The organism is Rheinheimera sp. MMS21-TC3, assembly GCF_032229285.1.
Taxonomy (GTDB): Bacteria; Pseudomonadota; Gammaproteobacteria; order Enterobacterales; family Alteromonadaceae; genus Alishewanella.
Genome location: NZ_CP135084.1, coordinates 3,036,738 through 3,049,084 on the forward strand (window position 1 = coordinate 3,036,738; position 12,347 = coordinate 3,049,084).

Annotated in this window: 16 protein-coding genes; 3 read left to right on the forward strand and 13 right to left on the reverse strand. The window is 40.3% G+C overall.

Annotated features, from left to right (window positions below; genetic code table 11):
• Window positions 1–13: 13 nt before the first annotated feature.
• From RDV63_RS14720 to zapE, 8 genes are all read right to left on the reverse strand, one after another.
• Complete coding sequence (locus RDV63_RS14720; protein ID WP_313910259.1) at window positions 14–433, reverse strand: ClpXP protease specificity-enhancing factor; 420 nt, start codon at window positions 431–433, stop codon at window positions 14–16.
• The gene (gene sspA, locus RDV63_RS14725) at window positions 433–1,071 is read right to left on the reverse strand and encodes a stringent starvation protein SspA (protein ID WP_313910260.1); all 639 of its coding nucleotides are present in this window, start codon (window positions 1,069–1,071) and stop codon (window positions 433–435) included. Before sspA ends, RDV63_RS14720 begins: the two co-directional genes overlap by 1 nt.
• A gap of 74 nt (window positions 1,072–1,145) precedes the next feature.
• Complete coding sequence (locus RDV63_RS14730) at window positions 1,146–1,883, reverse strand: cytochrome c1 (protein ID WP_313910261.1); 738 nt, start codon at window positions 1,881–1,883, stop codon at window positions 1,146–1,148.
• Complete coding sequence (locus RDV63_RS14735) at window positions 1,883–3,157, reverse strand: cytochrome b (RefSeq protein ID WP_409934846.1); 1,275 nt, start codon at window positions 3,155–3,157, stop codon at window positions 1,883–1,885. The genes RDV63_RS14730 and RDV63_RS14735 overlap by 1 nt, the downstream gene beginning before the upstream one ends.
• A complete protein-coding gene (gene petA / locus RDV63_RS14740) occupies window positions 3,157–3,747 on the reverse strand; it encodes a ubiquinol-cytochrome c reductase iron-sulfur subunit (protein WP_313910262.1) in 591 nt (196 codons plus the stop codon). Before petA ends, RDV63_RS14735 begins: the two co-directional genes overlap by 1 nt.
• Window positions 3,748–3,983: 236 nt before the next feature.
• Window positions 3,984–4,376 (reverse strand): 30S ribosomal protein S9, encoded by a 393-nt coding sequence (gene rpsI / locus RDV63_RS14745; RefSeq protein WP_313910263.1) that lies wholly within the window; start codon window positions 4,374–4,376, stop codon window positions 3,984–3,986.
• A 12-nt stretch (window positions 4,377–4,388) separates the two neighbouring features.
• Window positions 4,389–4,817 (reverse strand): 50S ribosomal protein L13, encoded by a 429-nt coding sequence (gene rplM / locus RDV63_RS14750; protein WP_313910264.1) that lies wholly within the window; start codon window positions 4,815–4,817, stop codon window positions 4,389–4,391.
• Window positions 4,818–5,022: 205 nt separating this feature from the next.
• A complete protein-coding gene (gene zapE, locus RDV63_RS14755; RefSeq protein ID WP_313910266.1) occupies window positions 5,023–6,114 on the reverse strand; it encodes a cell division protein ZapE in 1,092 nt (363 codons plus the stop codon).
• A gap of 125 nt (window positions 6,115–6,239) precedes the next feature.
• On the opposite strand from zapE, the gene RDV63_RS14760 reads away from it, so the two are divergent.
• The 3 genes from RDV63_RS14760 to RDV63_RS14770 all read left to right on the forward strand — a co-directional run bounded on the left by RDV63_RS14760 (window position 6,240) and on the right by RDV63_RS14770 (window position 9,302).
• A complete protein-coding gene (locus tag RDV63_RS14760; protein WP_313910268.1) occupies window positions 6,240–6,692 on the forward strand; it encodes a YhcB family protein in 453 nt (150 codons plus the stop codon).
• An 82-nt stretch (window positions 6,693–6,774) separates the two neighbouring features.
• The gene (locus RDV63_RS14765; protein ID WP_313910269.1) at window positions 6,775–8,124 is read left to right on the forward strand and encodes a Do family serine endopeptidase; all 1,350 of its coding nucleotides are present in this window, start codon (window positions 6,775–6,777) and stop codon (window positions 8,122–8,124) included.
• 95 nt (window positions 8,125–8,219) lie between these two features.
• Window positions 8,220–9,302, forward strand: a complete 1,083-nt coding sequence (locus RDV63_RS14770; RefSeq protein ID WP_313910270.1) for a trypsin-like peptidase domain-containing protein — start codon at window positions 8,220–8,222, stop codon at window positions 9,300–9,302.
• Window positions 9,303–9,382: 80 nt separating this feature from the next.
• On the opposite strand, the gene murA is transcribed toward RDV63_RS14770, so the two are convergent.
• From murA to mlaD, 5 genes are read right to left on the reverse strand one after another with little or no spacing between them, the layout of a single operon-like run.
• Window positions 9,383–10,645 carry a UDP-N-acetylglucosamine 1-carboxyvinyltransferase gene (gene murA, locus RDV63_RS14775; RefSeq protein WP_313910271.1) on the reverse strand — a complete coding sequence of 421 codons (1,263 nt, stop codon included), beginning with the start codon at window positions 10,643–10,645 and terminating at the stop codon, window positions 9,383–9,385.
• Between the two features lie 6 nt (window positions 10,646–10,651).
• A complete protein-coding gene (locus tag RDV63_RS14780) occupies window positions 10,652–10,909 on the reverse strand; it encodes a BolA family protein (RefSeq protein WP_313910272.1) in 258 nt (85 codons plus the stop codon).
• A gap of 9 nt (window positions 10,910–10,918) precedes the next feature.
• Complete coding sequence (locus tag RDV63_RS14785) at window positions 10,919–11,212, reverse strand: STAS domain-containing protein (RefSeq protein ID WP_313910273.1); 294 nt, start codon at window positions 11,210–11,212, stop codon at window positions 10,919–10,921.
• Window positions 11,209–11,880 (reverse strand): phospholipid-binding protein MlaC, encoded by a 672-nt coding sequence (locus RDV63_RS14790; protein ID WP_313910274.1) that lies wholly within the window; start codon window positions 11,878–11,880, stop codon window positions 11,209–11,211. Before RDV63_RS14790 ends, RDV63_RS14785 begins: the two co-directional genes overlap by 4 nt.
• Window positions 11,881–11,882: 2 nt before the next feature.
• Window positions 11,883–12,347: an outer membrane lipid asymmetry maintenance protein MlaD gene (mlaD, locus tag RDV63_RS14795; protein ID WP_313910275.1), complete on the reverse strand. Its 465-nt coding sequence runs from the start codon at window positions 12,345–12,347 to the stop codon at window positions 11,883–11,885.

The window sequence follows — 12,347 nt, forward strand, 5'->3', positions numbered from 1 at the left end:
TTAAATTAGATATTTACTTAACAACAGTGAGATGACTGCCTCGTTTGGGTTTGGTCGGCGCTGTTGTGTCAGTATCAGTTTCAAGGCTTTCGCTAAATATTTCAGCCTCATCCTCTTCTTCTTCTAACGTAAACACTGTACCAGCGCCATTTTCTTTAGCGTAAATAGCTAAAACAGCAGTAGTAGGGATATATAATGAAAAAGGCTGACCACCAAATCGAGCATTAAATGTTATAGCGTCATTACCTAGTTGCAAATTTGCCACCGCTGAAGGTAAGACATTCAACACTATTTGGCCATTTTGAATAAATTGTACTGGCACTTTCACACCAGGCACAACCGCATCTACAACCAAATAAGGTGTACAGTTATTATCAACTATCCACTCATAAAACGCCCTTAATAAATAGGGACGGTTAGCGCTCATTTTCATTACAGCATCATTCCTCTACGGATTTCACGCTCAGCTTCAGTTAAAGAAGCTTGAAACGCATCACGCTCAAAAATACGTGTCATATAGATCTTAATTTCTTTACTGCCCGGACCATTTAAGTCTATACCTAATAATGGCAAACGCCATAGCAGCGCAGCCATATAGCAGTCAACTAAACTAAACTCTTCACTCATAAAGAAGGGTGTTTCATTAAATAAAGGTGCTATAGATAACAAGCCTTCTCTTAACTCTTGACGGGCAATTTCAGCATGCTCATCATTATTTAAAATTTTAGCAGCTTGTTGATACCAATCTTTTTTAATCCTATGCATCATCAAGCGCGCTTGGCCACGAGCAACGGGATATACTGGCATTAATGGTGGATGTGGAAAACGCTCATCCAAATATTCCATAATAATATCAGCTTCATATAATGCTAACTCACGATCTAATAAAGTGGGTAAGCTACCGTATGGATTAACTTCGTATAAGTCTTCTGGTAGATTGTCAGCAGCTACCTGAAGAATATCAACGGTGACGCCTTTTTCAGCTAACACAATACGCACCTGATGGCTAAACATATCTTCAGCCGACGAAAAAAGTGTCATCACAGGGCGTTTATTGGCAGTGATCGCCATGTATCCTCCAGTAAAATAAAAAAACGGCAAAGGGGCACGAGGCCCCTATTCACATTTCTAATGATAATAATTAGTTAATGTACATCTTTCCAATATTCTTTCTTCAGTAAATAGGCAAACACAAAGAAAATAAGTAAGAAAACCATTACTTTTATACCGAGCGCTTTAGACTCTAGTTTTGATGGTTCACCTACATACTCCATATAGTTTACCAGATCTGCAATGGTTTGGTCATATTCTTCACTATTTAGCGCGCCAGTACCGTCAGTTTTCAAACCAACATAGACTTGCTTCTGTTCACCATCAACCAAACGGGTCTCATATGCCTTATAAGGCATACCTTGTAAGCTTTGCAAAACATGCGGCATACCCACTAACGGGAACACCGTATTATTAACCCCAAATGGCCGACTTGGATCCGCATAAAAGCTACGCAAATAAGTGTATAGCCAATCAGGACCACGAACTCGAGCTACGTTGGTTAAATCTGGTGGTGTAGCACCAAACCATTTCTCACCATCTTTAGCAGACATTGAGTTCGTAATGTGATCACCCACTTTCTCACCAGTAAACATTAAGTTTTCCATACCTACATCTTCAGGAATACCTAAGTCACTAAAAGTACGTGAATAACGCTGGTACTGCATTTGGTGACAACCTAAACAATAGTTTTGGAAGGTACGAGCACCTCTTTGCAAAGATTCTTTATCAGTCAAATCAATAGGTGCTTTATCTAGGTGTACAGAGCCACTTGCTGCTAGTACTGCTGATGACGCTAGAAATGCAACCACAGAAAATAAGGTTTTGATCATTAGCTTAACCTCTCTGGTAGCGGTTTAGTTTTCTCATTTTTACTGTAGAACCACAGTAGAATAAAGAAGCTAAAATAGGTAAATGAGAAGATACGAGCCAATATTGTATATGTTTCTGTAGCTGGTAATACACCTAGCACACCTAAAGCAACAAAACTGACACAGAAAATAACTAAGTTTACTTTATGTAAGCCGCAACGGTAGCGGATTGAGCGTACTGTACCGCGATCTATCCATGGCAGTAAGGCTAAAGCAATAATAGCTAAAAACATAAATACAGCACCTAACAATTGATCAGGTACGGCACGTAAAATTGCATAAAAAGGCGTAAAATACCACACAGGTGCAATATGCTCTGGTGTTTTCATTGGGTTAGCTGCTTCAAAATTTGGCGCTTCAAGGAAGTAACCGCCACCTTCTGGAGCAAAGAAAATAAACCATGCAAATATTAATAAGAAGCCAGCAACACCCACTAAATCTTTAACAGTGTAGTATGGGTGGAAAGGAATCGCATCAACGATAATTTTTTTACCACCTTTAGTGTAATATTGATGATAAGTAAACTTTTTATCGGCTTCGGTTTGCTTAACACTGCCATCGTTATCACGTTTAATTTCAATACCGTCTGGGTTATTTGAACCAACTTCATGTAAAGCCATTAAGTGTAAAAACACTAAAATAACTAAAACTAAAGGTAACGCAATAACATGCAGAGCAAAGAAGCGGTTTAAGGTAGCACCTGAGATAACGTAGTCACCACGGATCCACAAAGTTAAATCTTCGCCAATACCAGGGATAACACCAAATATCGAGATAATAACTTGTGCGCCCCAGAAAGACATTTGTCCCCAAGGCAGCATATAACCCATAAAGGCTTCAGCCATTAAGACTAAGAAAATTAGCATACCAAAAATCCACAATAACTCGCGTGGTTTCTGGTAAGAGCCGTACATCATGCCACGTAACATATGTAGGTAAACAACAATAAAGAATGCTGACGCACCGGTAGAGTGCATATAACGAAGCAACCAGCCGTAATCAACATCACGCATAATGTATTCAATTGAGGCAAAGGCGCCATCAGCTGTTGGTACATAGTTCATGGTTAGCCAAACACCAGTGAGGATTTGGTTAACTAAAATTAACATGGCCAACGAGCCAAAAAAGTACCAAAAGTTAAAGTTTTTCGGTGCAGGGTACTGAGTGACATGCAGGTTCATTTTTTCCATGAACGGCATACGGTACTCAATCCACTCCATTAGATTTTTAAACATTAGACGCTCCCCTCATCTTCACCAATCATAATTGTGTTGTCATCGAGGAACATATAAGGCGGTACTTGAAGGTTTGAAGGTGCAGGTACACCAGAAAACACCCGACCGGCTAAATCATAAGTAGAACCATGACACGGACAGAAGAAGCCTGACTGAACACCTTGAACATGAGCAGAAAAATCATTTGGAATATAAGTTGGTGAACAACCTAAATGGGTACAAATACCGACAGCAACAAAAATTTCTGGCTTTTTCGAGCGATGAATATTTTGGGCATAGGCAGGTTGTTGATCAACTTTAGATTCTGGGTCAGCTAATTGATTATTTAACTTAGATAGCTGCTCTAACATTTCAGGACTGCGTTTTACTATCCAGACTGGCTTACCTCGCCACTCTACACGAATTAACTGACCTGTTTCTAGCTTGCTAATATCAGCTGTCACGGCAGCACCAGCTTGTTTTGCACGTTCACTGGGGTTCCAGGACGCAATAAAGGGTACGGCAACACCGACAGCTCCTACACCCCCTACCACTGAGGTTGCAATGGTCAGGAAGCGACGGCGACCTTGATCTACGGGCGCATTGCTCATCCACTCATCTCCAGGTTAATGCTTAAAGACAATTTAAGCATTTTTATAATTTAAAAAATATCGCTGATCATAATGAAAAGCCTTGCTTTACACAAGGATTAAGGCAGCCTGAATTGGTATTATCTCACTGCTAAGTACTACATAGTAGTCATTTTTGCTTTGTTTTTACAGACTATTCGATTTTTAAGCAAAAAAAACCCGGAACATAAATCCGGGTTTTAATTTTATTAAAACGATTAACGTTTTGAGAACTGTGGACGCTTACGTGCTTTACGTAGACCCACTTTCTTCCGCTCTACTTTACGTGCATCACGTGTTACAAAGCCTGCTTTACGCAATGCTGGACGCAAGGTTTCATCAAACTCCATCAATGCACGGGTAATACCGTGACGGATAGCGCCAGCTTGACCACTGATACCACCACCTTTAACAGTGATGTATAAGTCAAACTTTTCAACCATATCAACTAACTCTAATGGCTGTTTTACAACCATACAAGCTGTTTCACGACCGAAATATTCAGTTAATACGCGCTGATTAACGGTAATTTTACCTGTACCAGCTTTGATAAAAACACGGGCCGTAGAGCTTTTACGACGACCAGTTCCGTAATATTGATTCTGTGCCATGATATGCTCCGATTAAATATCTAATACTTGCGGTTGCTGAGCAGCATGTTGATGCTCTGCACCGGCGTAAACTTTTAACTTACGGAACATAGCGCGGCCTAATGGGCCTTTTGGCAACATGCCTTTAATAGCAAGTTCCAAAACCATTTCTGGTTTTTTCGCGATCAATTTCTCGAAAGTGATTTCCTTTAAGCCACCTGGAAAACCAGAGTGCGAGTAGTATATTTTGTTTTGCGCTTTATTGCCTGTTACAACCACTTTTTCAGCGTTAATAACGATGATGTAATCACCTGTATCAACGTGTGGCGTGTACTCTGGCTTATGCTTACCACGTAAACGGGCAGCGATTTCAGTTGAGATACGACCCAGCGTTTTATTCGCCGCATCAACAACGTACCAGTCGCGTGTTACGCTTTCTGGTTTTGCACTAAAAGTTTTCATTTAACTCTATCCAAATATAAACATAGTTACACCTGATACAGTGCAGGGCTATTGCATTCTGTATCGTTCGCGTACCCCTTCGAGTACATCACTACCGGGCTAACGGCAGTATAAGGCTGTAACGTAGGCCGGGCGCGGATTATATATTAACCAATTTAAAAAATCAGCATTGATTACAAAAATATCTGCATATTAATGAAAATAATTAAGCTAAATGCTGTTTTGCCAGATATTCAACCGACTGCATCTCTTGTAGTCGGCTTATAGTACGCTTAAATTCAAAATTAAGTATGCCATCTTGATACAGTTGCTCTAATGCTAGGTCAGCAGAAATAATTAGCTTTACGTGTCGCTCATAGAACTCATCAACCATAGCAATAAAACGTCTGGCTACATCATCATTATGTCGGCCCATAGACTTCACATTAGCTATAAGCACAGTATGGTAGCATCGACTTAGCTCCATATAGTCATATTGACTACGTGCCGTTTCACAGAGTTCAGCAAAATCAAACCATATAACTCCATCTGCTTCTGCTTTAGCAGCAAGTTGCCTATTTGCTACAGCTATTTGCACATTAAAGCGTTGTGGCTCAGTTGATAATGCCAAAAAATATTGCTGTAAATTAAGCTCAGCTTGCTGATCAGCTGGAAAATGGTAAATGTTTGCTTTTTCTAAAGTGCGCAACCTGTAGTCAATACCACTATCAACATTAACAATTTGGGTATGTTGCTTAATTAATGCTATAGCAGGTAAAAATCTAGCCCGCTGTAAACCATTGCGGTATAAGCCGTCTGGTTCAATATTGGACGTTGCCACTAAAGTGATACCACGGGCAAAGAGTGCCTGCAATAAGGTACCCAAAATCATAGCATCAGTGATATCTGATACAAAAAACTCATCAAAACATAAAATATCAGTTTCTTGTTTAAATTTATCTGCCACTTTTTCCAAAGGATTGCTTTCCCCCGGCAAAAGCTTAAGCTCTTGATGCACCCGATACATAAAACGATGAAAATGAATGCGTAACTTACGTTTAGTCGGTAGACTTTGATAAAAGGTATCGACAAGATAAGTTTTACCTCGACCAACACCGCCCCAAAAGTATAGTCCTTGTAAGGGTTCTAAAGGTTTGTTGCCAGAGATAAAGCGCCGCCACCATGAAGGGTTCTTGTTTTGGCTACTACAATAGTCATCATATAAGCGTTGTAATTGCTTAACGGCAAATTCCTGAGCGGCATCGTACTGAAAATCGTCACGTTTTAAGTCTTGTTGATATTTTTCTATTGGTGTCATTGAAATCTTGCTTGAAAGCTAATAGTTTTAACCCTAAATTCAGATTTCAATTGTAACATGCCTTACCACTAGGCATAACAAGTTGGGTTACACTAAGTAAAAGAAATTATTCTTCTGGAGTTATTATGGATTTTGTTGTTATCGCCATTGCTGCAAGCATAGGCTTAATTATTGGCGCTATTATTAGTCGCTTTGTTACATTGAGACAATTTAACCACGACAAACTGCAACAGGAACTGCAGCTAAGTAAAAGTCAGTTACATCAGTATCGGCAAGATGTCTCAACCCATTTAGAGACAACTAATCAGTTAATGACACAATTACAAGATAATTATGGCCGCATTGCTCGCCATATTGCCGAATCTAAAATGCAATTAGTGGCGCAACCTACTGCAAAGCCAGATGATGATGAATTAAATTACTTGTCGGGTGATATTGCTTCACATATTCGTCAATCTATAGATCAAATAGATGAAAAACGTCGCGTCTATTCTGATACGGTGCAGCAACCACGCGATTATTCAGGCCAGAGCAGTGGTTTAATTAAACAAAAAGTAACTGACCAAAACAATAATTAATTGATGTTTTATTTAGCATAACGGAACTTTTGTCACAGTTTGCGGTTCTTAACCGCGAACTGTAATTGGAGACTTTTGCGCTATGAATAAGAAATTGTCATTAGTTAGTGCTGCTGTAGCAGCAAGCTTGATGTTGGCTAACCCTTTACCAGCTGACGCTAAAATCCCCTTTTTTTCTACTAGCGAGGAAATGCCTACTTTAGCACCTATGCTAGAACAGGCTACTCCTGCCATAGTCCATATTTCTGTTGAAGGTAGCCGCGAAGTACGACAACGTTTACCTGAAGCCTTTCGTTATTTCTTTGGCCAGCGCGGGCCAAATGAATTACGCCAAGAGCAACCGTTTAAAGGTTTAGGATCTGGGGTTATTATTGATGCCAGCAAAGGTTATATCGTTACTAATAACCATGTTATTCAAGATGCTGACAATATACAAATTAGGCTAAAAGATGGCCGTACTTTTAAAGCAAAAAAACTGGGTGCAGATCCGCAAAGTGATATAGCCTTATTACAAATTGAAGCTAAAAAATTAATCCAAGTCCCGCTGGCTAATTCAGATAAGATTAGAGTCGGTGATTTTGCCATTGCTGTTGGTAACCCTTTTGGCTTAGAGCAAACCGTTACCTCAGGTATTATAAGTGCCTTAGGTCGTGGTGGCCTTGGCATTGAAGGCTTAGAAGACTTTATTCAAACCGATGCTGCCATTAATAGCGGTAACTCTGGCGGTGCGCTATTAAACCTAAAAGGTGAGCTAATAGGCATCAATACCGCTATTCTTGGCCCAAATGGCGGTAATATTGGCATTGGCTTCGCCATTCCTACGAACATGATGAAAAACCTAGTTGACCAAATTGTTGAATACGGCGAAGTAAGGCCTGGTAGCTTAGGGATCCGTGGTGGTGACGTAACTGCTGATTTAACAGAAGCCATGAACTTAAAAGTTAGCCGAGGCGCTTGGGTTAATGAAGTTATACCTGATAGCCCTGCCAGTAAAGCCGGCTTGAAGTCTGGCGACGTTGTTATCAGTATGGATGGCAACCGCATTAGCAACTTTAATGAATTAAGAGCTAAAGTTGCTACCTTAGGCGCAGGAAAAACAACAAAGCTAGGTATTTTACGTGATGGCAAAGAGCGTACCATATCAGTAACTTTGGGCAGCACAACTGAAACAACAGTTGCTGCTAATGAAATGCACCCTATGTTGCAAGGCGCTTCTTTATCAAATACAGATCAAGGTGTAAAAGTTGACAGTGTTGAGCCTAATTCAGCAGCCGCCCGGATTGGCCTTGTCGCTGACGATATTATTATTGGCGTTAACCGTAAAGCGATTAACAACATTAATGATTTAAGAAAAGCGATAGAGAACCGCAATGGTATAGCTGCACTTAACATCCAACGTGGCAACACTAATCTGTATGTATTAATTCGCTAAATTTTGATTAGGTTAGGCAGGAGTTAACCGCTACTGCCTAACCTGAATTAGTGTTATGCTTAGCGCATTATATTCATGTACTATTTTGAGCAACTGTGCGCAAATTTTTATTATTTCTGCTAAAAAGTATCGCTTATGGTTTGGCTTTAGCCTTTGTTTTGCTATGGGCACTGCCTGCATTTAACCATTTAAGCCTACCAAGATTACACTCTTCCGCCAATGACAAACTGCCAGCCCCTATCAGTTATAATCATGCTGTCAGACGCGCAGCCCCTGCTGTAGTCAATGTTTACACCCGTAGTACTTTAGTGGATCCTCGTGCTCTACGACCGCGTACTATTGAACGCCAAGAGCTTGGCTCTGGTGTTTTAATGAGTGCTAAGGGTTATATCTTAACAAATTATCATGTGGTTTATGGTGCTGACCATATTGAGGTCGCTTTACAAGATGGCCGCTGGTTAGAAGCAGTATTAATTGGCCAAGATAAAATGACAGATTTAGCTGTACTTTATGTTCAAGCTGATAATTTACCTGCTATACCACAAGATCCTGAACTTAAACCACAAGTTGGCGATGTAGTATTAGCCATTGGTAATCCATTAAATCTTGGTCAAACCATTACCCAAGGTATTATCAGTGCTAATGGCAATACAGGCTTAAGCTCACAAGGTAGTTACCGTGACTTTATGCGCATGGATGCGGCGATAAACCGTGGTAACTCAGGTGGTGCGCTAGTGAATACCAATGGCACCTTAGTTGGTATCAATGCCGCAGCTTATCAATTAGAGAACCAAGATGTGCAAGGTATCTTTTTAGCTGTGCCTTATAAGCTTGCATTAAATGTTATGCAAAAAATTATCAAGCATGGCCGCGTCACTCGGAGTTATTTAGGTTTAGCCGGCGATGCAGTGCTTAATGCTTCTGGTGAACGTTTAACCTCATCGGGACAATTACTCTATGGTATTAGGATCACAGCCGTTAGCGTTAATGGCCCAGCAGCAGAAGCAGGTATTCAAGTCGATGATATAATTTTGGAAATGGATGGCCAGCGCTTTGAAAATGTGCAAGCAGCATTAAACCTTATTGCAGAAACACCGCCCAACACTAAAGTTCAACTTACTATAGAGCGTAACTCACAACGATTAACAATCACTGCGGTCACTCGCGAGGTTATATAGTATATGTAGCGGCTTAAACAATAACGGCTTGCCAATGGCAAGCCGTTATTGTTTAACGAGGTTAATCGGTTATCTCAGCACTATTGAGGTGCATCTACTCGCTCTATTTGTGCCCCTAAGTTCTTTAGCTTAAACTCAATTTGTTCATAACCACGGTCTATATGATAAATTCTATCGACAATAGTAGTGCCATCAGCCACTAAGCCAGCAATAACTAAACTAGCAGAGGCCCGCAGATCTGTGGCCATTACTTGTGCAGCTAAAAGTTTATCACTGTGCTCACAAACGGCAGTATTACCTTCTAAACGAATTTTAGCACCCATGCGTTGTAACTCAGGAACATGCATAAAGCGATTTTCAAATATGGTCTCTGTAACCATGCCAACGCCATGAGCCACAACGTTGAGTACCGTAAACTGAGCTTGCATATCGGTAGGAAACCCAGGATGTGGTACTGTTTTCACATCAACAGCTTTAAGCTGTCTGCCGGTCATATTAGCGCGGATCCAATCTGGGCCTGTGCTAATTTCTACACCTGCTTTGCGTAACTTATCTAATACTACCTCAAGTTCCGACGCATCAGCATTACGACAAGTTACATCGCCTCCGGTTACAGCAGCAGCCACCAAAAAGGTGCCTGTTTCAATGCGATCAGGTAAGACGCTATGTTCAGCCGCATGCAAAGACTCAATGCCTTCAATTGTTATGGTATCAGTACCAGCGCCAGTAATTTTAGCGCCCATACTGTTTAAATACACGGCTAAATCGACTACTTCAGGTTCGCGGGCGGCATTATCAATAGTAGTAATACCGTCAGCAAGCACTGCAGCCATCATTAAGTTTTCTGTGCCAGTCACGCTGACCATATCCATAATGATATTGGCACCTTTTAAACGACTAGACGTTGCTTTGATATAGCCATTTTCTACTACTATATCGGCACCCATCTTACGTAAACCATCAATATGTAAATTGACCGGCCTAGCACCAATAGCACAGCCACCAGGAAGCGACACTTCAGCTTTGCCAAAGCGGCTTAATAAAGGGCCTAGCGCTAATATTGACGCCCGCATAGTTTTAACCAGTTCGTACGGAGCATATTGATTATTAACACCAGCAGCATCTACTGTTACTACGTTGTCAACAAAACTAACTTCTGCACCAAATAACTGTAAAAGCTTAATAGTGGTTTCAATATCTTTTAATTTAGGCACATTACGAATAGTGCTGGTAGATGCCGATAATAAACTGGCAAATAAAATTGGTAGGGCTGCATTTTTTGCCCCTGAGATGGTCACATTACCTTGTAAAGGTTGGCCACCTGTTACTAAGAATTGTTGCATATAATACTACGCTGGCGGATTAAGAAGTTTTTCTCTACGCCATTGTGTCGGCGTAAAGGTCTTGATGCTAACAGCATGAATAGTGCCATCAGCTATTGCGTCCATTAAAGGGCCATAAACCATTTGCTGTTGTTTTACCCGACTAATATCAGCAAAACAGTCACCTACAGCTATTACATTATAGTTGGCACCTTCCGCCTTAACATAGACTTCTGTTAGCGCCAGTTGTTCTAATAATAATTGTTCTAATTGCTTAATATCCAAAGTTTAACCTTACTCAACAATTGGCAATAATGCTCTTACTGCACTCACATCAGCTAATGATAACAGCTGCTGCGGGACATTACATAATTCAATTTTCAAGCTAGTATCTCGAGCCTGCGCTAGCTGTTGTAACAGCCAAGCCAAACCTGCAGTATCTATAGCTGTCAATGCAGCAAAATCGAATTGTATAGTACCAGTTAACGTATTTAACAACTTAAAGGGTGAATACAGTATTAACGTATCACGATTTAAGACGCCTTCAAACTGAATGCTATTAGCTACAGCTGTAATCTTAAGTGTCACTTCTGCTCAGCCTTTTCAGCTTGGTCTTTAGTATTACTAATCGGTGTTTTCGCTTTTTCTAATAAGAGGCTAGTCACATTTTTTAAGCCTTGCTGGCGAATAATATTACTTAATTCAGCTCGCTTACTATCTAACAACGAAATACCTTCTGCCACCATATCAAAGACTAACCAATTATCGCTGCCTTTACTCTGGCGTAATTTAAATTCAATATTAATATCTGGCTTACCAGGGTCAATCACTCTAGTTTTTACACTAATAATTTTACGATTACCTATATCAGATGCTGGTTCTATCATCACTTTTTGATCGCGATACTGGGTAAAGACCCCCGCATAAGTTGCTATCATATACTCTTGAAAAGCATCAACAAAAGCAACTAAATCCTCTCTTGGCGTATTGCGTAAATCGGCAGCATTACCAATAACTCTTAACGCAGCATAACGGCTATCTATATAAGGAATTAACTCCTCATTAACTACGACTCTTAAATAGTCAGGGTTATCTTCAATTTTTTTCTGATCTTTAGCGATACGAGTGAAAGTTCTATCGGCAACAACTTCAATCATTTTGAAGGGGTCGGTATAGGTTTCCACCTCTGCCAAAACAGGTAAAGCTAAGCTACAAACGCTAATAAGCATACCTAATAAAAGGGTTTTAAATTTCATAATTAGCTTCCACGATTAAATAAAAATTGACCGATTAACTCTTCAAGCACTATTGCCGACTTAGTATCTTCGATATAGTCACCATCAGCTAATATTTCAACAGTTTCATCAATAAAACCAGGCTGCAAACCAAGATATTGCTCACCTAATAAACCTGATGTCAGTATTGCTAACGAGCTCGTTTCCGGAAAGTTACTGTAGTTACTATTAATAGCCAAAGTAACTACAGGTGTATAACGGTTAGTGTCTAAATTGATCGCAGTTACCCGCCCCACCACAACACCACCTACTTTTACTGGCGAGCGAACTTTTAAGCCACCTATATTATCAAATCTGGCGTGTAATAAGTAGGTATCATTGCCACCGCCTACCCCGCTGTTAGCAACATTAAGTGCCAACATAAAAAATGCTGCTATAGCTAAAACTATAAAGCTACCTACCAATAATTCAATTTTCCGCGTGGTCAT